Raw genomic sequence first — 25,074 nt, 5'->3', positions numbered from 1 at the left:
GCAAGCCTGAGACATTTCTCGGATCTCGAGTTCACCATTTAGATTAGGACCTTTGCGGCGAAATCCATCGGGGCCGGCGGGGAAAATCCCGCGATAGAGTCCGGATATAAGTCCGCAACCACCCTCCTCGCCACGCACAATCGGCTTGCAAATGGGAGGCGACCATATAAGAAATGTCGTGTTTCCGCTAAGAGCCGCTAACACAAGTCATCAACGAAGCGCGAGCAGATAACGGCAGTAGCCAAGGAAAGCAAAGCACTATGAATGTCGAGACGCCGTTCGAAACGAATGCGCAGTTCGCCGAAACCGGCAAACCATGCATGCGTGCGCTCGACCACTCAGCGATGCCGCCCGAGCCGCTCCTTGCTTTCCACGCCGCGACGGGCAATACGGGCCGTGATTCCGCGCTGCTTCAGGTAACGCCGACAGCGGGCAAAGTCATAGCCCTTGTCCGCATGCAACTTGCCCGGGGGTTTGCGGGGCTGGCCATTCAGACCCGAGACTGCCGGAATGGCATCGAGCGTGGGCTCGAATGCCATCGAGTCGTGTCGGTTGGCGCCCGTGACCGTGATGGCCAGTGGAATGCTGCGCGCGTCTACAACGATGTGCCGTTTCGACCCGAGCTTTCCCCGGTCTGTCGGGTTGGGGCCGGTTTCCTGCCCCCCCGGGGGCTGGCAGCATCGAGGCTCGCCCGTTCCCAATCAATCTGGTCGTGTTCACGCAACCGGCGAAGCATTGCCAGATGCAGTTGCTCCCACACGCCTGCGGCCTGCCAGTCTCGTAGCCGTCGCCAGCATGTCATGCCGCTGCCGAAACCCAGTTCCTGCGGCAGGTCTTCCCATGGGATGCCCGTTTGCAGGACATACAGGATGCCGTTCAGTGCTGCGCGGTCGTCAACTGTGCGCCGACGGCCGCCTTTGGGTGACGGCGTAAATGCCGGAATCAACAGTTCCAGCGCCGCCCACAGTTCGTTGCTGATTTTTCTTCTGGACATGCGCCCAGGATACGAAACCTATGGCTTGATGTCCAGGTTGTTGCCAGCCCCCGGGGGGGGCCAGGAAACCGGCCCCAACCCGACAGACCGGGGAAAGCTCGGGTCGAAACGGCACATCGTTGTAGACGCGCGCAGCATTCCACTGGCCATCACGGTCACGGGCGCCAACCGACACGACTCGATGGCATTCGAGCCCACGCTCGATGCCATTCCGGCAGTCTCGGGTCTGAATGGCCAGCCCCGCAAACCCCCGGGCAAGTTGCATGCGGACAAGGGCTATGACTTTGCCCGCTGTCGGCGTTACCTGAAGCAGCGCGGAATCACGGCCCGTATTGCCCGTCGCGGCGTGGAAAGCAAGGAGCGGCTCGGGCGGCATCGCTGAGTGGTCGAGCGCACGCATGCATGGTTTGCCGGTTTCGGCGAACTGCGCATTCGTTTCGAACGGCGTCTCGACATTCATAGTGCTTTGCTTTCCTTGGCTGCTGCCGTTATCTGCTCGCGCTTCGTTGATGACTTGTGTTAGCGGCTCTAAGTCTGGGCTCGTTCGAGAGGCACCGCTCCAGCGACGCAATATCTTCGCTGATCGCCTATACACGGGCCCACTGTTCACGCAAGCTGTCGACGAGAATGGCTGGCAGACGCTCGGAGATTCTGGCGAATGCAGGCACGATCTCCTTCGTGAACGGCTGGTAGCCTTCGGGAAGAATTTCGCCAAATTCATACAGCATGCCGCGCAAAGCATTCGTTTGCATGATCCGGAACTTCATCAGCTGTGCCCGCATCCGGTGCAATGCCAGAATCGATTGCTGTGTTTCGCTTTTGACGGCGACAAACCGCGCCTTCGGCTGTTGGGCCGCAGTCCAGATACCGCGCGTCGGCCGCATCGGATTTGTTGCGCAGGACGAACGGTCTCACCGAATGCGCTGCAATGAGCCTCACTTCATGACTAGATGCTATGTGGGAGGGCAGCGGCAGTAAGCCCACCGGAGTAAAACGGAGTTGCACACTCGTTTTCTTCGAAGGAGCACGCAAATGGATGCGCCTGACACAGCCCTCGGTGGGCAGAATACGACGGCAGGTGGCCGCCTGTACATGGCTTTTGAACTGGGCGAGAGGAGCTGGAAGCTCTCACTTGGTGATGGCCGGCGCGCGCCCAGCCGTTACACGGTCGCCGCAGGCGATACCACGGTAGTCCTAACCGCGATCGCTAACGCCAGAGCGCGTTGCCATCTGGGCGCCGACGCACCCGTCTACAGCTGTTATGAAGCCGGCCGCGACGGCTTCTGGCTGCACCGCTGGCTGAGCGAACAGGGCACCGTCAATCTCGTGGTCGATTCGGCCAGCATCGAGGTGAACCGCCGTGCGCGTCGCGCCAAGACAGACCGGCTTGACAGCGACAAGCTGCTGTCGATGCTCATGCACTATTACGCGGGCGAGCGGCGTGTGTGGGCGGTGGCACGCATTCCCACGCCCGAGCAGGAAGACGACCGCCGCCTGCACCGCGAGCTCGAACGCCTGCGCAAAGAGCAGACCGCGCACACTAACCGGATCCGTTCCCTGCTGGTACTGCACAACCTTCGGGTCAAGTCCGTCGGCGGTCGCATCTGGACACACTGGTGGACCCGTCAGCGCGAGTTGCTGGCGCCCGGTCTGCGCGCCGAAATTGACCGCGAATGTGAGCGGCTCGCGCTGGTGCGCCGGCAGATCCGCCTGCTCGAAGTGGAGCAGAACCGGCAGGTGCGTAGCAGCGCACATCCCGGCATGGCGCTGCTCGCACAGCTTGCCGGCATCGGTGCAGGCAGCGCGTGGACACTCGTCAGGGAACTGTTCGGCTGGCGGCAGTTTCGCAACCGCCGCGAAGTGGCCGGCTACCTAGGCCTCACGCCCACGCCGTACGCCAGTGGCACCAGCGACGTTGAACTCGGTATCAGCAAGGCGGGCAACCGGCGATGTCGCTGGCTGATGGTCGAGCTCGCCTGGAGCTGGCTGCGCCTGCAGCCCGGCAGCCAGCTCAGCCACTGGTTCAACGAGCGCTTTGCCGGCGGCGGCAAGCGGATGCGGCGCATCGGTATCGTCGCGCTCGCACGCCGTCTGGCAATCGCCCTGTGGCGCTATCTCGAGTACGGCGAGATCCCCGTCGGGGCGATACGCAAACCGCGCGATGCCAATACGTGAGGGTCTCAATGACTGAATGAAATCGGATGCAGCAACAGCATGTAAAGGTCAACGCGCCCGAAACACGCTCGGGCTACCCATCGCGGGTGGCCGTTTCCCTAGTGCGTATTTCGGCGAACGTGACCGCCGATTTCGGGAACGTGACCGATCCGGCGGGGTGAGGCGTTGCGCGGTGTTGATTGTAGATTTCCTTGTTAGTTCTGGTCGAGTTTGGGCTCCAGGACGTTGGGTTTTGGGGATGCTTTTCTGAGGGATTCACCGGTGAGCGTGATCCGGTGATGACGCTGCATGAGGCGGTCGAGCATTGCGTCGGCGATGGTCTCGTCGCCGATCCATCCATGCCAGTGCTCAATCGGTAACTGGCTGGTGATGATGGTCGCCTTTCCCGCCGAGCGGTCATCGATCATCTCGAGCAGATCGTTTCGAACCATCGTATCGAGAGGCGCCATTCCCCAATCGTCCAGCAGAAGTACGTCAACGCGGGCAACCTGCAGCAGCCATTTTGTGAAGCCGCCGTTGCCGTGCAGAACGCGAAGCTCTTCGCCAAGTCGTGGCACGCGCAGATACAAGGCTGAATGCCCACGCCGGCAAGCGTATTGGGCCAGGGCGCAAGCGAGCCACGATTTCCCGGCGCCGGTTGGGCCGCTGATGAGCAGGCTGTAGCCGGCTTCGACCCAGTCACCGAGCGCGAGACTCGTGAGTGAGCGCGGATCGACGCCACGGCCAGCGCGCGTGTCGAGATCTTCAATGGCGGCTTGCGGATACTTGAGGCGCGCCTGCTTGAGCAGTCGGGTACGACGGCGATCATCACGCCAGCTGGCTTCCCGGTCGACCAGCAGTGACAGGCGCTCCTCGAAGCTCAGGCTGGCCGCACCGGGCTGCGTCAGTTGTTCTTCCAGGCCGTCAGCGAAACCGTCCAGCTTCAGGGTGCGCAGTTGCGTCAGTGTCTGTTGCATCATCATGGTGGGTCTTCTTTATTGGTAGTAGCCGGGACCGCGTACATGCGCGTGGCTCGGGCTGATCCAGTCGGCAGGCGTTGCCACTGCAGCGCGGTCGCGGTTGTTGATCAGGATGTCGCGCACGTGGCGGTAACGGTGCACGCCCAGCTCCAGTGCTAGCGCACAGGCGGCTTCGAGACGTTCGCGGCCATAGCGACGTGAGAGCGAGAGCAATCCGAGGCACGCCCGATAGCCGTGTTCCGGATGACGTTGCTCCTGCAGCAGCCGGGTAACAAGCGCGCCGGTTGCCGCGCCGATCTGCTGTCCCCAATGAATCAGCCGCTGCGGCGTCCATTCCAGATGAGCGCGGTGCGCCGCCGGCATGTGCTCGACGACGGTGGTGTAGCCGCCTGCGCGGTCGTTGCGTGCGTGGCTGGCGACACGGCGACCTCGATGCAGCAGTTCGACAGCGCCCGCCGTGATGCGCGCATCGAGCTTGAGACCGACCAACGCGTGCGGCACGCTGTAGCGGTGTTTGTTGATCTCGACGTGATAGTCGATGTGAACCGTCACTGTCTTGAAGCGCGCGAGCTCATAGGGCTGTGCCGGCAGCGGCTGCAGTGCCGGCGCGTCCAGCTGGGCGAATGAGCTGGCGCGACATCCCGGCAGCTTCTGGAACGGCCTCTCATTCAGGTTCTTGAGCAGCGGGCGGATCGCCTCATTGACCGAGTGGACCGACTCAAACCGGTGATGACGCAGGCGCGCCATGATCCAGCGTTCGACGACCTGGACCGCAACCTCTACCTTCGGTTTGTCCTGCGGACGATATACGCGTGCAGGAAGGAATGACGTGCCGTAGTGACGCGCAAAGTCCAGCACGGTGTCGCCGGCGCGAGGTTCATAGCGGTCGGGATCGGCAATCATCGCGCGCGGGTTATCCGGCACGATCAGCTGCGGCACGCCACCATAGAAGGTCAGCGCACGTGCGATGCCGCTCAGCCAGTCCTCCATCGTTTCGGCTGGCGTCGCGCATGCGAACGTGTAACTCGATGCGCCCATGGCCGCCACGAAGATGTGCGCGCGGCGTCCAGTCGTCAGCGGCAACGTGGGGCCGGCGAAGTCGACAAACAGTTTCTCGCCGGCGCGGTGAATCTGACGCATCGAGCGCTTCAGGCGTTTCGTGAACGCCTTGTAGTGCTCGCAGAACTGCGTATAGCGGTAGGTCTGCCGGTCCGCAAACTCGGCCTGGTACTCCTCCCACAGCAACGTCAGCGTCATGCCCTTGCGACGCAGCTCCTGGTGGATGCGTCCGTAGTCGGGCTGGGCGTAGCCTGCTGGCCCCGTGGGCTTGCCGAGGAGCCGCCGCTCGAGGTCGCCTTCATCCATATCGCTGGCGCTTGCCCAGTCCAGCCCGGCGGCACCGGCCAGTCCTATGTACTTCGTGACCACGCCCTTGGATATGCCCAGTGACGCGGCGATCCGATCGTGCGAGAAACCGCCGTCGAATTTAAGTCGTAAAACGTCCTTGATCATGCGCATGTTCATCCGGTGCGCGGCCATGCTCTCTCCGGCAAAAGCCGGCGAGCATAGCCCGCGTAGTTGATGTCATGCGCAACGCCAATCCTGCCTTCCGGTCCGCACGGTCACGTTCCCGAAATGCCCGGTCACGTTGCCGAAATCGCCGGTCACCATCCCGAAACGGCCGGTCACGTTCGTCCGAAATACGCACCTAGATGGGGCGCGTCGGTAACAGGGTAGTGCCAGCGCTTCGCGCATGCGCCATGAGGTGACCGGCCTGCCAGGTCGGCACGGATAGAAGGTCGACCCGGCATTGGCCGGTCAACACACACCCTGACCTGAATGACATTGACACGCCAGGCTACGGTAACGTGTACGTGAGAAGCGTCGGTCCCGTGCTTTACGGAATGGTCTCTACGGCCAGCCTGCGCCTGGTCATCAATGGTGACCGCGCAGGCTGGCCGTAGAGACCGGACGACGAGGAAGAGGTTTACTTCGGATAACAGATTTTTATCTCTTCAACAGGGCTTGACTTTCAGCTCCCCATAGAAGAGCGTGTTAGGAACTTCGATTGAGACCTGGTATCCTGGCGGGATGAAAAGAACCGACCGCAAAGGGTATCCGACAGATGTGTCGGATGAGGAATGGAGTTTCGCGGCGCCGTATCTGACGCTGATGGACGTTGACGCGCCCCAGCGCAAATACGAACTGCGCGACATGTTTGATGCATTGCGCTGGATGGCTCGTGCCGGCGCGCCGTGGAGGATGCTGCCCAATGATTTCCCGCCGTGGGAGCTGGTGTATCAGCAGACTCAACGCTGGCTGCAGGCTGGCTGCTTTGAGAGCATGGTGAGCGACCTGCGCTCGGTGATACGCGTGGCACAGGGCCGTCGGGGACAGCCCAGCGCGGTCATCCTCGATGGCCGCACGATACAGTCGACCTGCGAGAGCGGCCCGCGTGCGGGCTATGACGGTTATAAGCGGAAGCGCGGTAGCAAGGTACATATTGCAGTAGACATGTTGGGACAGTTGCTGGCGGTACACGCGCCCCCCGCCAATGAACAGGAGCGCGCACAGGTAGCGGAGCTTGCGCGGCAGGTCCAGCAGGTAACGGGACGAACGGTCAAGGTGGCATTTGCCGATCAGGGATACACGGGCAAGGAGCCAGCGCAGGCTGCATTCGACGAGGGCATTGACCTTCAGGTGATCAAACTCGAAGAAACGAAAAAGGGTTTCGTTCTGCTCCCCCGCCGGTGGGTGGTCGAGCACAGCTTTGGCTGGCTCAACCGTTTCCGGCGTCTCGCACGTGACTATGAACGGCTTCCCGAAACTCTCGCTGGGCTTCATTTCGTCGTCTTCGCAATGCTCATGCTTGTCCACGCCGTGCCAGTACTTCAAAGTTCCTAACACGCTCTAACAGGCTGTTGAATTTGGGTCCCGTGTAAACGGGGTTTGAGGGACGGGCGTTATGGATATCGTGTTCATGATCTTTGGCAGCGGATGCGATGCGCGGAATGGATGAGATGCAGGAACCCCTGTTCACGACGGTCAAGCTCGAGGACTTCGTCCCGGCAGATCACCCGTTGCGACCGATCCGGTTGCTGGTGAATGACGCGTTGAAACGGCTCAACGGGCTGTTCAGCGTCATCTACGCGGACACCGGCCGTGCCTCGATTGCGCCTGAGAAGCTGATGCGGGCGCTGCTGTTGCAGGTGTTCTACTCGGTGCGCAGCGAGCGCATGCTGATGGAGCAGATGCGCTACAACCTGCTGTTCCGCTGGTTTGTCGGGCTGGCGATTGAGGACGCGGTGTGGGACCACTCGGTGTTCTCGAAGAACCGCGACCGGCTTCTGGAGCATGAAGTCGTGGAAGCGTTCTTCACCGAAGTCATGAGCCTGGCGGACAAGCGGGGCTTGCTGTCGAGAGAGCATTTCTCGGTGGACGGCACGCTGATTCAGGCGTGGGCCAGTCACAAGAGCTTCCGCCGCAAGGACGGCCCGGACGATGGTCCGCCAGCCGGCGGTGGCCGCAACGCCGACACTGACTGGAAAGGCGAGCGACGTAGCAATGCCACGCACGAGTCGACTACTGATCCGGAGGCGCGATTGTTCAAGAAGAGCCACAAGAGCCCGGCCATCCTGTGCTACCACGGGCACATCCTGATGGAGAATCGCTCGGGGCTGGTGGTCGGCGCCGTGGTGAGTCACGCAGATGGTTTCGCCGAGCGGGCCAGCGCATTGCAATTGCTCGATTGCGTGCCAGGCGCTCATGCGAAGACAGTTGGTGCCGACAAGGCGTATGACACCCGCGACTTCGTGAACGATTGCCGCGCTCGCAACGTGACACCGCATGTCGCGCGCAACGATGAGCGTTGGGGCGGCAGCGCAATCGATGGTCGCACTTCGCGGCATACAGGCTACCGGATTAGCCAGATCATCCGCAAACGAATCGAAGAGCATTTCGGCTGGGGTAAAACGGTCGGTCGGATCCGGCAGACGGTCTATCGCGGTATCAAGCGCGTCGACCAGCACTTCAAGCTGACGATGGTTGCGAGCAATCTGACCCGCATGGCCCGAATGCCAGGGGTGGTGCCGCAAGGAGCGGCGCGATGAGCCGTCACGGCGTGAAGACTGCGCGCCAGCGGGGCTGCATGCGTGCGCATGCCCCGCGCGGATCGCGCGGCAAACCGGTAATTCAGCGGGAAATTGCACGCGCAAGTCTCCTGAACGTAGCTTCGGTCGTCATGACGGGGCGCTTTTCAACAGCCTGCTAAGCTTCTGCAGTTAGCGGGCCCAGTGATGAGCACCACCGCAGGCTTCAATCGCGACACGTGAGCGCGCCCTCTTTGCAAAGAATCCGCTACCTCACCTCGCTTGATTTTCACGCGCTCGACCTTCCCCGTGGCAACGTCGACCGCATGCAACTGGAAGACGTGCTTGGCGATATCCATGCCAATAACGGGCATCTTCATTTGGAAACCTCCTGCGTGAGCTGTGGGGTTCGACGCATCACTGTACAGCTGACTGCAGATGCTCTCTCCCACTCAGCTTCCGCTTGCCCGTTGCGGGGGGAGGCGTCCATACCATCTAACACAACCTGGACATCAAGCCATGGACGCAATATCTTGGCGAGATGGCAAGACGAAAAAACAGTAATGAATTGTGGCAATTTCGAGTCGGGCTCGGGCACAAGTCGCAGCTGGGCATTTGGCCCATCGCATTCCATATTCGCCTCAAGCAGCGGATGGCCTTTTGCTGATAGTCCCGGCGAATACTCTTATCGGCGATCCTCTTCTCTATTTCGACAAACCGCAACCGATCCTGCTGGCACTGGTCGATGTTAAGCAAAGGCCTTACGGTCGCTTCCATGTGGCTATTGAACGACTCACGCGCTCGCTTTAGCCGGTCTGCCGGCGAATCCAAGTTTGACCGTTTGCTCACTGCGACCTCCGTTACGTTTTCCTTTGGGTGGCTTCTACTTCTGATCGAGCTCGACACGCTGGTTAGGATCGGGCTACCGGCGCGATGCAAACAGGCGCAGGAGTTCTTCGCGTAGATCCGATACATCCAGCACATGCTGCGCGCGCGTGAAGGCGACGTATAGGAGGCGCAGTTCGTCGTCCTCTACCACGAGACGACCATCGACGTACTTGAACAAGAAATCATTGACCACCTTGACCCGCTTCCATTCGAGGCCCTTGGCCCTGTGCACGGTTGAGATAACGTAGTCGTTCTGTGACTGTTCCTGAAAACGATAAAAACGGAAACGGCAACATGAAATGCCCTTGCTTTGCAGACCGATTTGAACATTCCTAGCCAGTCGACGTCACGCTCACAAATGAGGTGTCTTGTTTGTCGTTGAAAGAAAATCTTTCTGTGCATGGCCGGCTCCCCCGGACACGCTGCGAGCCTTGGAGTCGAGCGCGCGCCACCCGGGCTTCTCGGCTGCTGCAATGGAACTGAATGTTACGCCCACCGACGTTGGTCAATTCGTTCGCAGTCTCGAAGAATGCCTAGCAGGCTGTTGAAAAGCGCCCCGTCATGACGACCGAAGCTACGTTCAGGAGACTTGCGCGTGCAATTTCCCGCTGAATTACCGGTTTGCCGCGCGATCCGCGCGGGGCATGCGCACGCATGCAGCCCCGCTGGCGCGCAGTCTTCACGCCGTGACGGCTCATCGCGCCGCTCCTTGCGGCACCACCCCTGGCATTCGGGCCATGCGGGTCAGATTGCTCGCAACCATCGTCAGCTTGAAGTGCTGGTCGACGCGCTTGATACCGCGATAGACCGTCTGCCGGATCCGACCGACCGTTTTACCCCAGCCGAAATGCTCTTCGATTCGTTTGCGGATGATCTGGCTAATCCGGTAGCCCGTATGCCGCGAAGTGCGACCATCGATTGCGCTGCCGCCCCAACGCTCATCGTTGCGCGCGACATGCGGTGTCACGTTGCGAGCGCGGCAATCGTTCACGAAGTCGCGGGTGTCATACGCCTTGTCGGCACCAACTGTCTTCGCATGAGCGCCTGGCACGCAATCGAGCAATTGCAATGCGCTGGCCCGCTCGGCGAAACCATCTGCGTGACTCACCACGGCGCCGACCACCAGCCCCGAGCGATTCTCCATCAGGATGTGCCCGTGGTAGCACAGGATGGCCGGGCTCTTGTGGCTCTTCTTGAACAATCGCGCCTCCGGATCAGTAGTCGACTCGTGCGTGGCATTGCTACGTCGCTCGCCTTTCCAGTCAGTGTCGGCGTTGCGGCCACCGCCGGCTGGCGGACCATCGTCCGGGCCGTCCTTGCGGCGGAAGCTCTTGTGACTGGCCCACGCCTGAATCAGCGTGCCGTCCACCGAGAAATGCTCTCTCGACAGCAAGCCCCGCTTGTCCGCCAGGCTCATGACTTCGGTGAAGAACGCTTCCACGACTTCATGCTCCAGAAGCCGGTCGCGGTTCTTCGAGAACACCGAGTGGTCCCACACCGCGTCCTCAATCGCCAGCCCGACAAACCAGCGGAACAGCAGGTTGTAGCGCATCTGCTCCATCAGCATGCGCTCGCTGCGCACCGAGTAGAACACCTGCAACAGCAGCGCCCGCATCAGCTTCTCAGGCGCAATCGAGGCACGGCCGGTGTCCGCGTAGATGACGCTGAACAGCCCGTTGAGCCGTTTCAACGCGTCATTCACCAGCAACCGGATCGGTCGCAACGGGTGATCTGCCGGGACGAAGTCCTCGAGCTTGACCGCCGTGAACAGGGGTTCCTGCATCTCATCCATTCCGCGCATCGCATCCGCTGCCAAAGATCATGAACACGATATCCATAACGCCCGTCCCTCAAACCCCGTTTACACGGGACCCAAATTCAACAGCCTGCTAGACGTACTGCTGTTCCACCGCGCTACCGGCGGGCGACCACATCTTGTACTCACGGCCGTCGCCCTTCGGGCGCTCCCTGACATCCGCGAGGGGTTCGATCGGTTGAATCTGGGATTTGCGCGACTGAAGAAGGGGCTGGCTCGGCTGTGGGCGTGTTGACGGTGACCGTTAGCCGGCGTTCGTCGCGACATGGCTTCTGCCGGGCATTGATCGCTTCCAGAGCGCATGGGCAGAAACCGCTGCGTGTCGACACCAGCCATCAAGTTGATGGAATTCAGAGCAAAGCGAGACCGCCCAGCATCCCGCCATACTCAAAGCACGCTGTGGCACATCGCATGACTGAAATGTCCGGCGCGCAATCGAGACAATCATCCGATAAGAATCAGTACTCTCTTTTCCACGCGGAGTGAGCCTCCCGCCGGTAATTTTACCTGCAAAAACAGACTTTTCTCCATCGCGAATCATCAATATGATTGATGCACTCAAAAAAATTAACGGCTTATACAAAGCGGATATGCGCTGTTAGGATTCTCCCGTCATCCCTGCGGAGCCGAGTATGAGCGAAGATTTAGATGTCGTCCAAACAAATCGTATCGACACCGGGGTTGAGCCAGTTAAAGGCGATGCGTTTGATGCTAACGCCCCTGGTTCCAAGCCGTCTTCGCGACCTGTTGCCAGCGTGCTCGCGGCTGCCATGGCTATCGCGTCGATGTGCAGCGTGCTGCTTTGTCGCGACCCGTGACAATCCAATACGGTACGCTCAGCACGACATGGCTGCGTCTTTGTTTCGCGGGCTTGGTGCTCGCGATCGTGGTGCGACCGCCGCTCCATACCTACTCCCGACAGCGCTGGATCGCCGCTTTCGTCCTCGGTAGCGCCATGGCCGGCATGACACTGTGCTACTTCGAAGCCGTGCAGCGCGTGCCCCTTGGTCTCGCAGTCGCCATCAGCTTCATTGGTCCCCTCATCGTCGCGACGGCCGGTATTCGCAGATTCCGGATGCTAGTGTGGCCCATGGTGGCGATGGTCGGCGTCGTCCTGATTGCGCGGCAGGACAGCATGTGGACCACCTCGTTAACCGCGCTCGTCTTTCCGTTTGGGGCTGCGCTCGGATGGGCAACGTACATCGTGATGATGAAGCGAGTCGGCACGCTGTTCGATGGCCTGCAGGGGCTCTCAATGTCGCTGATCGTCGCGGCCCTGGTCACCACGCCGTTTGGTCTTGCGCAAAGCAGTGGCCATCTGCCCACCGCGCAATTGATTGACGCCGCATATCTCGCGGTACTCGTGCCGCTCCTGCCCTACGTCCTCGAGATGTTCGCGCTGCGGCGCATGACGGCGTCCGCGTTCGGCATTCTGATGAGCATCGAACCCGCCATTGCTGCCGCAATCGGTTTTGTCGTCCTCGGTCAGCCTATGACAGGCTTGCAAAGCATCGGCACGTTGCTCGTGATCAGCGCCAGCATAGCCTGCTGCCGCCAAGAATAGGCCGGCGTTGCCGGCAGGTGGCTCGTCATCTCGCACTGCATTTTCCTCCGCGTCTTCGAATGTTGTCGAGACACTAACTGCGGATGATTCGCTTCGTCGTTGTGTGTGTCGCGCTTGCGATGCTGTTTCCCTTCATGTGGTTTTACTGGAGACTGAAAATGGCCCACCAAGATCGTGCCCGTTTCGAACTGGTTGCAGACTGTGAAATGCAGGCGCTCTTTTCCGCCTCGCCCGACACCGCCGCGTTTCACCGTGGCGAATGGATCGACCGCGAATACTATCGGCGGCATCTCGTTGAGACAGTGCTGCGCATCCGCCTGAACAATGAAGTCGATGCATTCGCGCTCTACAAGATCGGCTTCAAGGACAATCAACTCGCGCAGATCCTCGCGCAATACCTCGCCGAGGAATACGGCCACGAAGGACTCTTTCTGCGCGACATCGAAAAATTCGGCCTCACCGCCGAACAGATTGACACAATTGAGCCGCTCCACTCGACCAGGAAGCTGATCAATTATCTGTATCTCAGCATCGAACGCGATGGCCCATTGCCGACGATGGCGTGGAACTGGTTCGTCGAATGGTATTCGGACCGCTACAATAAGACGATCACCGAAGCCGCGGGTCGAGCCTTCGGGCACCACACCGTTAAGGGTTCGCTTGGCCATATCCAATACGACGAATCGCACGACCACGACGATCTGATGTGGGGCGCAGTCCAGCGCGCGATCGACGGATGGGGTGGCATCGACAAGGCCGAAATGCATCTTCGCAACTTCATCGGCTTGGTCGGCGATTACTTCGACGAACTAAAGGCAGAAACCGGGCGCCAGTCGGACGTGGTCGTTGCATGAGGAGCGCATCGTGGCTATTGTAGTAGTGGAGCCTGTCTCATCGGGCACCGCGCTGATCGCTGCAGCGCAGCGGCTCGGGCACCCAGTACACGTGTTCTGCGCAGATACCCGCATCGTGCCGCCAACGCACCTCCGGACCGTGGCGTCGCTGACGAGTGTCGACACTGGCTCGGCTGATGACGTCGCTGCAGCAGTGCGGACTGTTGGGGGCATCGACGCGCTCGTTCCCGGCTTTGAGTACGCGGTCGACGTCGTCGCGCAGACGGCCGCGCAATTGGGGTTACCTCATCTAGCGCCCGAAGCGGCCGCGCTCACACGTGACAAATACCGTAGCCGTCAGCGACTCAGCATGGCCGGGCTCGCTGTACCGCGTTTCGCGCCGATCGCAAAGCGTGGCGACGTCGCCTGCGCGGCGGCGCACGTCGGATTTCCGGCCGTCGTGAAGCCGGTCGATGGTTGCGGCAGCCTACTGGTGCGCCGCGTCGATTCGCTCGCGCAGTTGCAGGCGACGGTCGACAGCGTTGCGCATCGATCTGTTCCGGACATGGGCCGCGAAGTTGGTCAAGTGATGATGCTTGAACAGTATCTCGACGGACCTGAGTACAGCGTAGAAGGCTACGTCGGTCCGCTCGGTCCGCGCATGCTCGCCATTACCGAAAAGATCCTCGGGCCCGAGCCCTACTTCGTCGAGATGGGACATGTGGTCGACGCTACGCTCGACGACCGCGACCGAGCTCGGCTGAGCGCGTATGTCGAAACGGTGGCGAGAGAGATCGGCCTGACGCTGGGCGTGTTTCATGCGGAAGTGCGCATGACGCGCGACGGTCCCACGCTGATCGAAATCGCCGCGCGGCTCGGCGGCGACCGGATCTACCGGCTCGTTGAGCTAGCTAAGTCAATCTCGCTACCGGAAGTCATGCTCCGCAGCTATCTCGGGGAATGGGACCCGGCCCCGGGATACTGCCACGGGCGGAGCACCCGGGTAAGCGGCGTCCGGTTTCTCGCACCCGAGGCAGCCGGGCAGTTCGTCGGTGTCAGCGGGCTTGACGATGTGCGTACGCAGCCTGGCTTCCAAGAAGCGGAAATCTATCCGCGCACCGGCGACTGGGTATCGCCGCCGACCGACTTCCGTGGCCGGGTCGGCCACGTGCTATTTACAGCGCCCGATCGCCCCACGCTCGAACGCCGACTGAACGACGCGCAATGCGCGCTCGAAATGGGGTTGACATTCAAGGTCCATTGAAGGATGAGTCGCGATGACGGATACCCCCTTCCCCCGCCGTACCCGAAGTGTCGTAATGAATCGCTGGTCCGACGATTTTGCCGCCTATCACCGATACATCGATCACGACGCGCACGACGTTGCCTATCTGTGCACACCGGAAGGCGCGAAAGCTCTCGAAGCGACGCGCATCTCGCACATCGAGATCCTCCCGGACTTCAACGATATACACAGGCTGCGCGTGGCGTTTGACGCATGCCGTACTAGGCTGAACGGTGTCGACCGACTGATCGCGCTGTCCGAATTCGACCTGCTCGCCGCGGCACAGCTGCGGGAAACCTTCGACGTCCCGGGCGACCGGCCCGCCACCGCAGCACGCTTTCGCGACAAGACGGTGATGAAGCGCGTCGTCAGTGCGGCCGGTCTGCGCGTGCCGCAGTTCGTCGAATTGAACGATCGGGAGGACGCGCTCACCACTGTCGCCGGACTGCGGCATCCGCTTATCGTCAAGCCGCGAACCGGCGCGGCAAGCATCGGTGTCCATCGGGTCGATTCGGTGGAACAGTTCGGTGCGCTCCTGCCCCGACTTACGGGCACTTCGTACGAATGCGAGGAGTTCATCGAAGGGCCGATCTATCACGTTGACGGTATCGTCTCGAGCGGCAAGCCGTTGCTGATCCGGGCGTCGCGCTACCTTAACTCATGCCTTGACTTCGCCAATGGCAAACCGCTCGGGTCGATAATGTTGCAGCCTGGACCGTCGAACGACGAACTACTCGCGTTCGCGCAAACGAGTCTCCGCGCTCTATCGCTGTTGGATGGCGCCTTTCATCTCGAAGTGATTCGCGGCTCCGACGGCCTCTATTTCCTTGAGATCGGCGCGCGCGTAGGCGGCGGTGAAATTCCGTTCCTGTTCCGCGATCTCTACGGCATTGACATCTTCAGCCTGTGGGTCCGTCAGCAGCTCAACTACGGGACGTCGCTCGCATCCGAGGCAGGCGTGGGTGCAGCGGCCCGCTCCACCGAGCTAGGAGGGTTTCTGCTGCTCCCCGAGGCGACCGGCAGTCGCCTCTTGCGAGCCGTCGTCCCGGACGGGATCGCACCACTGTATGCGGCCATTACGCCGAAGGCAAATCATGTCTTCGACGGCAAGGGCGGCTACGACGAGATCCTCGGCCGGTTTCGCTACCGCGGTCGATCGGAAGATGAGATTGATGCAGCGATCGCCGCGACCTTGGAGCGCTTCCAGTACGAGCTCGGCGATATCGATGCCCCGAGCCGCCCCGCTTGGCCGCGCGGGCATTGGCATGATGGCTATCCGTTGCCCGAAAATGCGCCATCACGCTGGCGATGAGGCGCGCGTTGGAAGGAGAGAATGAACGCGACGAAATCGCTTTACCACGGCCAGCGGTTCCCTGCTGTTATGATCAGCTGCGCTGTTGACGGACACTTCTCGTTCGGAGCGAGGAGGCGTACTCAGGTACGGAACCGACGATTCGTTGCTGGCATGTCAAGTCCGGCTATCGATTGGCTCGGTGCGCTAGGGCGGTTCGGTAGAAACCTCGCGGCACTAGGCATTTAGAAGTGGTGTTTGTGACGCCACGCGACGAGACGTATGTGGTGGGGAAACTGCTCGATGAGCAGGACACGCAAACCCGGCGTGCTGGAGCAAAGCGTCCGAGCAATCGCGCAGCTATCCAGCGGCAACTGGGAATTCCTGGACTCCCTAGCAGGCTGTTGAATTTGGGTCCCGTGTAAACGGGGTTTGAGGGACGGGCGTTATGGATATCGTGTTCATGATCTTTGGCAGCGGATGCGATGCGCGGAATGGATGAGATGCAGGAACCCCTGTTCACGACGGTCAAGCTCGAGGACTTCGTCCCGGCAGATCACCCGTTGCGACCGATCCGGTTGCTGGTGAATGACGCGTTGAAACGGCTCAACGGGCTGTTCAGCGTCATCTACGCGGACACCGGCCGTGCCTCGATTGCGCCTGAGAAGCTGATGCGGGCGCTGCTGTTGCAGGTGTTCTACTCGGTGCGCAGCGAGCGCATGCTGATGGAGCAGATGCGCTACAACCTGCTGTTCCGCTGGTTTGTCGGGCTGGCGATTGAGGACGCGGTGTGGGACCACTCGGTGTTCTCGAAGAACCGCGACCGGCTTCTGGAGCATGAAGTCGTGGAAGCGTTCTTCACCGAAGTCATGAGCCTGGCGGACAAGCGGGGCTTGCTGTCGAGAGAGCATTTCTCGGTGGACGGCACGCTGATTCAGGCGTGGGCCAGTCACAAGAGCTTCCGCCGCAAGGACGGCCCGGACGATGGTCCGCCAGCCGGCGGTGGCCGCAACGCCGACACTGACTGGAAAGGCGAGCGACGTAGCAATGCCACGCACGAGTCGACTACTGATCCGGAGGCGCGATTGTTCAAGAAGAGCCACAAGAGCCCGGCCATCCTGTGCTACCACGGGCACATCCTGATGGAGAATCGCTCGGGGCTGGTGGTCGGCGCCGTGGTGAGTCACGCAGATGGTTTCGCCGAGCGGGCCAGCGCATTGCAATTGCTCGATTGCGTGCCAGGCGCTCATGCGAAGACAGTTGGTGCCGACAAGGCGTATGACACCCGCGACTTCGTGAACGATTGCCGCGCTCGCAACGTGACACCGCATGTCGCGCGCAACGATGAGCGTTGGGGCGGCAGCGCAATCGATGGTCGCACTTCGCGGCATACAGGCTACCGGATTAGCCAGATCATCCGCAAACGAATCGAAGAGCATTTCGGCTGGGGTAAAACGGTCGGTCGGATCCGGCAGACGGTCTATCGCGGTATCAAGCGCGTCGACCAGCACTTCAAGCTGACGATGGTTGCGAGCAATCTGACCCGCATGGCCCGAATGCCAGGGGTGGTGCCGCAAGGAGCGGCGCGATGAGCCGTCACGGCGTGAAGACTGCGCGCCAGCGGGGCTGCATGCGTGCGCATGCCCCGCGCGGATCGCGCGGCAAACCGGCAATTCAGCGGGAAATTGCACGCGCAAGTCTCCTGAACGTAGCTTCGGTCGTCATGACGGGGCGCTTTTCAACAGCCTGCTAGGGCTAAGCACATTTTTATCAAAGCGGCTGCACGCGTGATCTGCCGACCCGTAACCGCGAACGTCAGATGTTCCCTTTCGAGATACGCGTCGCACACAATCGCTAAGCCCCTTTCGTCAGCGCTTGGCGCTGCAGACACAGAGGAACGCGGCCTGTTATTTCGCCATAGTCAAACAGCGCATCGGTACATGGTACGGCTGTACGTTCCGGGAGCAATCAAAACGATTATATAATAAGTATTACTACTGTTCACATAGGGAGTGCAGATGGGCGTCAACCTGACAGCGCCAGGTTTGCCGCAGTGCTCGATAAGAACGCGCGTCGCCTTAAATTGGCGGAACGTCGATTCCGCCTGAGTGAATTGCAGGTGCATGAAGGGACTGGTTGCGTCATCGACATACACCAACAGCGTGCACGCTGGAGCGCGGTCCTGGAGCTAGCGGTGATCACCGCCATCAATATGGATGAACTCGTCCAAGCGCTCCTATCGTGTGCGTGACTGGTAGACCGTCGGCGGATGCAGTCGACGCAGGATCAACAGGCCTTCGCTCGTCATTCGATATGACCCCTTTAGCGCCATGCGGACGCTGGGATTCCCGTGGCTTCTCCAACGCTAGGGGCCGGCCCAAAATCGGCGTGTCAACCGGGGATAATCGTGAGCACGATCGGAACAAAGCATCTCGACAGCGTCTCGCTGCGCGAGATTTTTGTCCGAAAGCCAGTCCACGGCCCAAATTCCGAGCCGCACAACAAGCCGGCGATTCTGCCGCGCCGTCAGTTCCAGCCGTTGCGCAGAACGTTAGCGGTTTCAGCTTGCTATCCACCACGACGTTCAAAATGGTATGGAATTGTCCAGCGGGCGCATCGCGACCGTTCGCTCTGTTGCTGCAGCCATTAAAGCTCCCTGGAACTGGACCTCCCACGGGCTACACGCTTGCGATGAACGCGGGTTTTCCATTGGCAAAACCCAGACGTTCCGGTGTAGTCAGGAACTCACTGAGCCTTCTCGGCGGTTTCATCATATGTTAGAACCCTTGCCCGGACAGCCAGTGGTTCAGATACTTTTGCCAGGATTTCCATAAACCACGCACGGTGGGATGCAAGTGGCCATTGCTGCGTCGCGGCGCTATTGTGCGAGAGTTACCCTATGGTTCTTACCGCGCAGCCAGAGGACACTTTAGACAGACGAATTGGGCTGCGTCCCTTGATACGATCAGGGACTGAACTTGACTAGTGAATGACGGCAGATGAACGATCCACATGGCTCTGACACAGGCTTCAGTGTCCACATACTTTGGGAGGATGCAGAGCGCACTTTCTGTCGCGTCCGGTCCCCGAGCGGCAACGATAGCGTCCTGACTCTCCGGACCACCGAGGAACATCCCTCGATCGCCCTTCTCGAGCGCCTTGCTCACGAATTCGCGCTGAAAGAACAACTGAATGGTACGTGGGCGGTGCACCCGATAAAGCTGGTACGCGAAGATGAACGGATGGCACTGGTTTTCGAGGATCCGGGCGGCGAACCACTTGAGCGACTGGTGGGCGCGCCTCTCGGGGTGGAACGTGTTTTGTGCCTCGCCGTCGGCATTGCCGGGGCGCTTGAGAAGCTCCACCGGAGTGGGTTCGTTCACAAGGATTTCAAGCCTGCCCATGTGCTAGTTGACTGCACGGACAGCCAGCCGCGGCTCACAGGATTTGGGATCGCTTCACGACTGCCGCGCGAGCGGCAATTTCCACAGCCACCCGAAACGATCGCCGGCACCCTACCCTTCATGGCGCCCGAACAGACTGGGCGGACGAACCGCTCGATCGACTCTCGCAGCGACCTCTACGCGTTCGGAGTTACGCTTTATCAAATGCTCACTGGGTCCCTACCGTTCACTGCTGCGGATCCGATGGAATGGGTACATTGCCATGTTGCGCGTAAGCCGGTGCCTCCGATAGCACGGGTAGACACGGTCCCCCTTCCCGTCTCAGAGCTTGTCATGAAGCTGCTCGCCAAGACGCCGGAGGAACGGTATCAGACGGCGGCTGGCGTCGAGCGGGATCTGAGGCATTGCCTGACCGAATGGCAGCGTCAACGCCACATCGATTCCTTTGTGCTGGGCGAATACGACATGACCGACCGCCTCCTGATCCCTGAGAAACTCTACGGGAGGCAGAGGGAGGTGGATGCATTGACCACTGCGTTCGATCGCGTAGTCAGGACTGGCATCCCTGAACTCGTGCTCGTCTCCGGGTATTCGGGTATCGGCAAATCCGCAATCGTCCATGAACTGCATAAGGCACTCGTACCATCGCGCGGGCTCTTCGCGTCGGGCAAGTTCGACCAATACAAGCGCGACATACCCTATGCGACGCTCGTTCAAGCTTTTCAGGGCCTGATCAGACCGCTACTCGGCGAGCCTGACGCGGAACTCGCAACCTGGCGCGAGACGTTGATCGGGGCACTCGGTCCTAACGCGCGACTCGTGACCGATCTGATCCCTGCGCTCAGGCTGATCATCGGCGATCCCCCGCCCGTCCCAGAGCTCGAGCCAAATCAGGCGCGCCGCCGTTTTGAAGTCGTCTTCCAGCGCTTTATCGGCGTCTTTGCGCGACGTGAACATCCGTTGGCACTATTTCTTGACGATCTGCAATGGCTCGACGCCGCGACGCTCGACTTGCTCGACGGGCTCCTTGCGCGCTCGGATCTGCAGCATCTGATGGTAATCGGCGCCTATCGCAGCAATGAGGTAACTCCCGGACATCCGCTGCTGCACAAGCTTCAGACGTTAAGGGCTGTCGGCGCAAGGCTCGACGAAATTGTTCTCGCGCCTCTTGCTTGTGAACACGTGGAGCAACTGATTGTCGAAGCGCTTCACTGTGAGCCGGGACGTGCGGCACCGCTTGCGCACCTCGTGCATGAGAAGACGGCGGGCAATCCGTTTTTCGTCATCCAGTTTTTGCGCGAGCTTGCCGATAGCGATCTGCTGAGCTTTGCCCATGACACGGCCTGTTGGAGCTGGGACCTGCCCCGCATCCACCGCAAAGAGTACACCGACAATGTAGTCGACCTAATGGTGGCAAAGCTAGTGCGCCTACCGGCGTCAACGCAACGCGCCATGCAACAGCTTGCCTGTCTCGGCAACACCGCCTCCTATATGAGGCTGCCTAAAGTTCTGGGCGTTTCGGAGCAGGAAATCCGGGCGCTGCTGAAGCCGGCACTCGAGCAGGAGTTGGTCGAGCAACTAGAAGACGCCTACGGGTTCGTACACGACCGGGTGCAGGAAGCTGCCTATTCGCTAATTCCCAAAGATTTGCGTGCTCACACGCATCTGCGAATTGGACGGCTACTCGCGGCGCAAACTCCCGCTAGCAAACGGGAAGAGGCGATCTTTGATATCGTCAGTCAGCTCAACCGAGGCGCGGCGCTGGTGAGGTCCAGGCAGGAACGCCAACAACTGGCTGCCTTTAACCTGATCGCCGGCAAGAGAGCCAAGGCGTCGACAGCCTATGCGTCGGCGCTCACCTATCTCACTGCCGGCGCTGCACTCCTTCAGGACGATTGCTGGGGACGCAGGCACGAACTGGTCTTTGCGCTCCAGTTGAGCCTGGCAGAATGCGAGTTCCTCACTGGGCGGCTAACCGATGCCGAAGAGCGGCTGGCGATGCTGTCAAACCGCGCGACGAACACCGTGGATCAGGCGAGCGTCGCGTGTCTGCGAATGGATGTTTACCTGACTCTCGATCGAAGCGATCGCGCGGTCGAGGTTTGCCTCGATCACCTCCGTCAAGTCGGCATCGACTGGCCCGCACACCCACATGAAAGCAACATACGTAGAGAGTACGAAAACATCCGGCCGCGGCTTGCGGGCCGGACTATCGAGGCACTCATCGATATGCCGTTGATGACGGACCCAGCGTCCCTCGCAATCACTGACGTGCTTAGCAAGCTCCTGAGACCAGCCTGGTTTTTTGACGCGAATCTGGCTTCTCTCGCTATATGCAAAGTGATCAGCCTGAGTCTGGAGTGTGGGAACTGCGACGCCTCGTGTTTCGCGTATGTCATGTTTCCGCGGATCGCTGGGCCACGCTTTGGCGATTACCACGCTGGAGTCCAGTTCGGTCAGCTCGGCTTCGATCTGGTCGAGCGACGCGGACTCAAACGCTTCGAGGCGGTCACCTATCTCTGCTACGCGCTGTACGTTGTGCGCTGGACGAAACACGTGCGCTTCAGCAGCGAAGTGCTGCGCCGTGCGTTCGAAGCAGCGGGTCGGACCGGGGACCTTCCGTCTGGCGCCTATACCTGCTGCCATATCGTTTCGGACCGACTTTTCGGCGGTGACCCTCTAAACGATGTCGAAACCGAAATTGAACAGGGCCTCGCGTTTTCCAGGAAGACACGTTTCGGTCTGGTCGTCGATAACCTCACCACACAACTCGTATTGATCCGAATGCTCCGCGGCGCCACACTGAAATTCGGCCACTTCGACTATGACGAGTTCAACGAGCTTCGTACAGAGCAGCACCTGTCCGGCAACCCCGCGCTCGCGACGGCCGCGTGCTGGTACTGGATCCGGAAACTGCAGGGACGATTCCTTTCAGGCGACTATGTGGCCGCCATGAACGCGGCATCGATCGCGCAAGAGCTACTTTGGAGCTCGTCGACGCACCTGGAGGAATGCGAGTACCATTTTTACGCCGCTCTCACAAAGGCCGCGCATTTCGACCGGGTGCCAGCCGAGGAGCGACAGGAGCACCTCCACAGCATCGCCGCGCATTGTCGGCAATTGGAGATCTGGGCGAACAACTGTCCCGCGAATTTCGGCAATCGGGTTTCACTGGTAAGCGCCGAGATGGCGCGCCTGGAAGGCCGTGATGTCGACGCGATGCGGCTCTACGAAGAGGCCATTCGCCTTGCGCGCGCAAACGAGCTCGTACACAACGAAGCGCTTGCCAATGAACTCGCATCCGCGTTCTACGCGGCGCGCGGGTTCGAGAAGATCGCCCGTGCCTATTTGCAGGACGCACGACGGGGGTATCGACGCTGGGGCGCAGAAGGCAAGGTGCGTCAACTCGACGAACTGTACCCAGGTCTAAGGGACAACGAGCGAGCGCCTGATTCAGGCAGCACTATCGGGACGCCTCTTGAACACCTTGACCTTGCTACCGTCATCAGGGTGTCGCAGGCTGTTTCCGGAGAGGTTTTCCTCGACAGATTGATTGAGACGATCATGCGTACCGCTATCGAACAGGCGGGAGCGACGCGTGGATTACTGATCCTTTCGCATACAGGAGACCAGCGGCTCGCAGCGGAAGCCTGGACGGACAGCGACAAGGCATGCGTCCAATTGCGTGATGCGCCCGTGAGCGCGACCATGATTCCCGGGCCTGTTCTCTACGATGTATTGCGCACAGGCGAAAGTGTCATTCTCGATGATGCTGCGGCCGATCCCAGGTTCGCGACAGATCCTCATATCCGGCAGTATCTGACTCGTTCCGTCTTATGCCTGCCATTAATGAATCAAGCGAAGCTGATCGGCGCCCTGTACCTCGAAAACAATCTGATCACCCGCGCCTTCCCATGGACCCGGATTGCACTGCTGCGGCTGCTCGCGTCGCAGGCGGCGACTGCACTCGAGAACACCCGCCTGTACCGCGACCTGCAGGAACGGGAGGCCAGGATTCGCCGCCTCGTCGACGCCAATATCATTGGCATCATCGTCTGGAATGCCGCCGGCGACATTCTCGAAGCCAACGACGCTTTCCTGCGCATGGTGGGATATGAGCGAGAGGACCTTGCGTCAGGATGCCTCCGCTGGAGGGATCTCACGCCAACTGAATGGCAGGAAAGCAGCGAACGGGCTTTGGCCAAAATCAGAAACCACGGCGACGTTCAACCCGAGGAAAAAGAATACGTGCGAAAGGATGGCAGTCGCATACCGGTCATGGTCGGCCGCGCTGCTTTCGATTGCAGCGGGAAGGAAGGCGTTGCTTTCGTAGTTGACCTCACGGAGCGCAAGGAAGCAGAGCTCCGCTTGCGCGAGTCCTACGAGATGCTGCGTGAACTTGCCTCACATCGCGAGACGGCTCGGGAGGATGAACGCAAGCATATTGCGCGGGAAATGCACGACGAACTCGGACAGCACCTCACCGCGCTTCGCCTTAGGGCGTCGATATTGCGCATGAGGCTTGGCGCGGATCGCCCGGATCTGGTAGAGCATACGCAGGCGCTCGTTTCACTTGTGGATGTAACGATGCAGGTGGTAAGGGGCGTTATCGCGTCGCTGCGCCCCGCAGCGCTCGATTCCGGAATTGCAGCGGCGCTCGAGTGGCTCGTGGCCGATTTCAACCGCAACGGCCGGACGGTCTGTCATCTCAACTTGCAGGACGAGAATATCGCCGTAAGCGAGGATCGCGCTATCGTGCTGTTTCGCATCGTTCAAGAGGCACTGACCAATGTCGCCCGACACGCTGCGGCCAGAAGAGTAATCATCGCATTAGAGCGAACCCCCGATGCTTGCCTTCTCGAAGTGCTCGACGACGGTTGCGGATTCGATCCTCTGGCAACGAGAAAGAGGTCATTCGGACTGGCAGGGATGGAAGAGCGTGTTCTGATGCTGGGCGGTGCGATCGACGTTATCAGCTCGCCGGGAGCCGGCACCATGATCAAGGTGAGACTTCCTGACTAGTGGGCGATCGAGAATAGCCGTTAAAGTCACACACCTAACGCCTGCGCCCGCTCGGCGTGCTGAACCCAAGGTCCGGAATCCGTGCGCGCCGCAGATCCGGAACTCGCCGTTCCGAGGTCGGTCGGAAAATGTGGAAGCCAACGTTTCGTCATACCGAGAAGCGGGGGCATGCATGAATCGAATTTCAAAAGTGGTCTATAGGAATGAGCTTCACGACGAAACGAGCGCCGAATTTGCTAAATCAGGATTTCTCGGCGACGGCACTCAATCAAGCCTAGTGCGGTGACATCACCTATATGGTGACCGAAGGGGCTGACTGTATTTACCGGCCTGAAGGAACTGTACAGTGGTGAAATTGTCGGCTAGGCGGTAAGGGAACGGAGGACGAAAAAATCTGGTCATGTCGGCGCTGTTTCGCGCTGTCGTGACCCGCCGGCCTGATTCACCATAGCGATCGAGGATGGCACTAGCGCCCGCTCGCCTATCAAGCACTCATCGGCCACCTTGACATACACGCGTTGCTGAGCCGCCGTGGCAACCGCTACAACAACGCCCCGATCGAATCCGTCGGGGCAACGCCGAAGAATGAACTGGTCTAGCATCAATGTTTTGCCACGTGAGAGCAGGCACGTTTGGCGATCACCGAATACATCGAAATCCTCTACAACCGGCAACGGCCGCAGGCGCCGCTGACTACCAATCGCCTGTCGCGTTCACGCGGCGCTTTTATCTGAATCAGATCACTGCTTAACCTG

At 60.3% G+C, this 25,074-nt stretch carries 14 protein-coding genes and 6 pseudogenes; 13 read left to right on the top strand and 7 right to left on the bottom strand.

The window, feature by feature from the left end; all coding sequences use genetic code 11:
- Nucleotides 1–197 precede the first annotated feature (197 nt).
- Nucleotides 198–994, bottom strand: a pseudogene (locus tag QFZ91_RS24690) (IS5 family transposase).
- 40 nt (nucleotides 995–1,034) lie between these two features.
- On the opposite strand from QFZ91_RS24690, the pseudogene QFZ91_RS24685 reads away from it, so the two are divergent.
- A pseudogene (locus QFZ91_RS24685) lies at nucleotides 1,035–1,517 on the top strand (IS5 family transposase); the annotation flags it as partial.
- Between the two features lie 67 nt (nucleotides 1,518–1,584).
- On the opposite strand, the pseudogene QFZ91_RS24680 reads toward QFZ91_RS24685, so the two are convergent.
- Nucleotides 1,585–1,939 (bottom strand): annotated as a pseudogene (locus QFZ91_RS24680) (IS110 family transposase); the annotation flags it as partial.
- Nucleotides 1,940–2,026: 87 nt separating this feature from the next.
- Between QFZ91_RS24680 and QFZ91_RS24675 the strand changes: the two are divergent.
- Nucleotides 2,027–3,169: an IS110 family transposase gene (locus tag QFZ91_RS24675; protein ID WP_429568781.1), complete on the top strand. Its 1,143-nt coding sequence runs from the start codon at nucleotides 2,027–2,029 to the stop codon at nucleotides 3,167–3,169.
- Between the two features lie 194 nt (nucleotides 3,170–3,363).
- Here the strand turns inward: QFZ91_RS24675 and istB are convergent, their stop codons facing one another.
- Together istB and istA are read right to left on the bottom strand one after the other, a co-directional pair.
- Nucleotides 3,364–4,131 (bottom strand): IS21-like element helper ATPase IstB, encoded by a 768-nt coding sequence (gene istB, locus QFZ91_RS24670; protein WP_429522646.1) that lies wholly within the window; start codon nucleotides 4,129–4,131, stop codon nucleotides 3,364–3,366.
- A gap of 12 nt (nucleotides 4,132–4,143) precedes the next feature.
- Nucleotides 4,144–5,667, bottom strand: a complete 1,524-nt coding sequence (istA, locus tag QFZ91_RS24665; protein ID WP_429568757.1) for an IS21 family transposase — start codon at nucleotides 5,665–5,667, stop codon at nucleotides 4,144–4,146.
- A 552-nt stretch (nucleotides 5,668–6,219) separates the two neighbouring features.
- On the opposite strand from istA, the gene QFZ91_RS24660 reads away from it, so the two are divergent.
- Both QFZ91_RS24660 and QFZ91_RS24655 read left to right on the top strand, forming a co-directional pair.
- The gene (locus QFZ91_RS24660; protein WP_429568780.1) at nucleotides 6,220–7,032 is read left to right on the top strand and encodes an IS5 family transposase; all 813 of its coding nucleotides are present in this window, start codon (nucleotides 6,220–6,222) and stop codon (nucleotides 7,030–7,032) included.
- Between the two features lie 98 nt (nucleotides 7,033–7,130).
- Nucleotides 7,131–8,237, top strand: a complete 1,107-nt coding sequence (locus QFZ91_RS24655) for an IS5 family transposase (protein WP_429522659.1) — start codon at nucleotides 7,131–7,133, stop codon at nucleotides 8,235–8,237.
- A 174-nt stretch (nucleotides 8,238–8,411) separates the two neighbouring features.
- Here QFZ91_RS24655 and QFZ91_RS24650 read toward each other — a convergent pair.
- Both QFZ91_RS24650 and QFZ91_RS24645 read right to left on the bottom strand, forming a co-directional pair.
- Nucleotides 8,412–8,596 (bottom strand): annotated as a pseudogene (locus QFZ91_RS24650) (IS110 family transposase); the annotation flags it as partial.
- 542 nt (nucleotides 8,597–9,138) lie between these two features.
- Nucleotides 9,139–9,405: an ATP-binding domain-containing protein gene (locus tag QFZ91_RS24645; RefSeq protein ID WP_309235183.1), complete on the bottom strand. Its 267-nt coding sequence runs from the start codon at nucleotides 9,403–9,405 to the stop codon at nucleotides 9,139–9,141.
- A gap of 67 nt (nucleotides 9,406–9,472) precedes the next feature.
- On the opposite strand from QFZ91_RS24645, the pseudogene QFZ91_RS24640 reads away from it, so the two are divergent.
- Nucleotides 9,473–9,640, top strand: a pseudogene (locus QFZ91_RS24640) (LysR family transcriptional regulator); the annotation flags it as partial.
- A 158-nt stretch (nucleotides 9,641–9,798) separates the two neighbouring features.
- On the opposite strand, the gene QFZ91_RS24635 reads toward QFZ91_RS24640, so the two are convergent.
- Complete coding sequence (locus QFZ91_RS24635; RefSeq protein ID WP_429568779.1) at nucleotides 9,799–10,905, bottom strand: IS5 family transposase; 1,107 nt, start codon at nucleotides 10,903–10,905, stop codon at nucleotides 9,799–9,801.
- 647 nt (nucleotides 10,906–11,552) lie between these two features.
- On the opposite strand from QFZ91_RS24635, the gene QFZ91_RS24630 reads away from it, so the two are divergent.
- The 8 genes and pseudogenes from QFZ91_RS24630 to QFZ91_RS24595 all read left to right on the top strand — a co-directional run.
- A complete protein-coding gene (locus tag QFZ91_RS24630) occupies nucleotides 11,553–11,738 on the top strand; it encodes a hypothetical protein (protein ID WP_429568778.1) in 186 nt (61 codons plus the stop codon).
- The gene (locus QFZ91_RS24625) at nucleotides 11,708–12,484 is read left to right on the top strand and encodes an EamA family transporter (RefSeq protein ID WP_429568777.1); all 777 of its coding nucleotides are present in this window, start codon (nucleotides 11,708–11,710) and stop codon (nucleotides 12,482–12,484) included. Before QFZ91_RS24630 ends, QFZ91_RS24625 begins: the two co-directional genes overlap by 31 nt.
- A gap of 158 nt (nucleotides 12,485–12,642) precedes the next feature.
- Entirely contained in the window at nucleotides 12,643–13,338 is a 696-nt protein-coding gene (locus QFZ91_RS24620; RefSeq protein ID WP_176369594.1) for an iron-containing redox enzyme family protein, read from the top strand.
- Nucleotides 13,339–13,348: 10 nt separating this feature from the next.
- Nucleotides 13,349–14,581 carry an ATP-grasp domain-containing protein gene (locus QFZ91_RS24615; RefSeq protein ID WP_309235182.1) on the top strand — a complete coding sequence of 411 codons (1,233 nt, stop codon included), beginning with the start codon at nucleotides 13,349–13,351 and terminating at the stop codon, nucleotides 14,579–14,581.
- Between the two features lie 55 nt (nucleotides 14,582–14,636).
- Nucleotides 14,637–15,914, top strand: coding sequence for an ATP-grasp domain-containing protein (locus QFZ91_RS24610; RefSeq protein ID WP_176369593.1), 1,278 nt, complete (start codon nucleotides 14,637–14,639; stop codon nucleotides 15,912–15,914).
- Nucleotides 15,915–16,378: 464 nt separating this feature from the next.
- Nucleotides 16,379–17,485, top strand: coding sequence for an IS5 family transposase (locus QFZ91_RS24605; protein WP_429522659.1), 1,107 nt, complete (start codon nucleotides 16,379–16,381; stop codon nucleotides 17,483–17,485).
- 1,407 nt (nucleotides 17,486–18,892) lie between these two features.
- Nucleotides 18,893–24,319 (top strand): AAA family ATPase, encoded by a 5,427-nt coding sequence (locus QFZ91_RS24600; RefSeq protein ID WP_429568776.1) that lies wholly within the window; start codon nucleotides 18,893–18,895, stop codon nucleotides 24,317–24,319.
- Nucleotides 24,320–24,543: 224 nt separating this feature from the next.
- Nucleotides 24,544–25,070: pseudogene (locus QFZ91_RS24595) on the top strand (DDE-type integrase/transposase/recombinase); the annotation flags it as partial.
- Nucleotides 25,071–25,074: the final 4 nt, after the last annotated feature.

It is taken from the genome of Paraburkholderia sp. JPY419 (assembly GCF_050435705.1).
In the GTDB taxonomy this organism is placed as follows: Bacteria; Pseudomonadota; Gammaproteobacteria; order Burkholderiales; family Burkholderiaceae; genus Paraburkholderia; species Paraburkholderia youngii.
Note: the sequence above shows the minus strand (reverse complement) of the source record. Positions and strands in the feature narration are given on the sequence as shown.

Coding starts and splice junctions, on each gene's coding strand:
- QFZ91_RS24620 (WP_176369594.1), top strand. CDS start 12,643: ATGGCCCACCAAGATCGTGCCCGTTTCGAACTGGTTGCAGACTGTGAA.
- QFZ91_RS24630 (WP_429568778.1), top strand. CDS start 11,553: ATGAGCGAAGATTTAGATGTCGTCCAAACAAATCGTATCGACACCGGG.
- QFZ91_RS24610 (WP_176369593.1), top strand. CDS start 14,637: ATGAATCGCTGGTCCGACGATTTTGCCGCCTATCACCGATACATCGAT.
- QFZ91_RS24635 (WP_429568779.1), bottom strand. CDS start 10,905: ATGCGCGGAATGGATGAGATGCAGGAACCCCTGTTCACGGCGGTCAAG.
- QFZ91_RS24605 (WP_429522659.1), top strand. CDS start 16,379: ATGCGCGGAATGGATGAGATGCAGGAACCCCTGTTCACGACGGTCAAG.
- QFZ91_RS24600 (WP_429568776.1), top strand. CDS start 18,893: ATGAACGATCCACATGGCTCTGACACAGGCTTCAGTGTCCACATACTT.
- QFZ91_RS24675 (WP_429568781.1), top strand. CDS start 2,027: ATGGATGCGCCTGACACAGCCCTCGGTGGGCAGAATACGACGGCAGGT.
- QFZ91_RS24655 (WP_429522659.1), top strand. CDS start 7,131: ATGCGCGGAATGGATGAGATGCAGGAACCCCTGTTCACGACGGTCAAG.
- QFZ91_RS24660 (WP_429568780.1), top strand. CDS start 6,220: ATGAAAAGAACCGACCGCAAAGGGTATCCGACAGATGTGTCGGATGAG.
- istA (WP_429568757.1), bottom strand. CDS start 5,667: ATGGCCGCGCACCGGATGAACATGCGCATGATCAAGGACGTTTTACGA.
- istB (WP_429522646.1), bottom strand. CDS start 4,131: ATGATGATGCAACAGACACTGACGCAACTGCGCACCCTGAAGCTGGAC.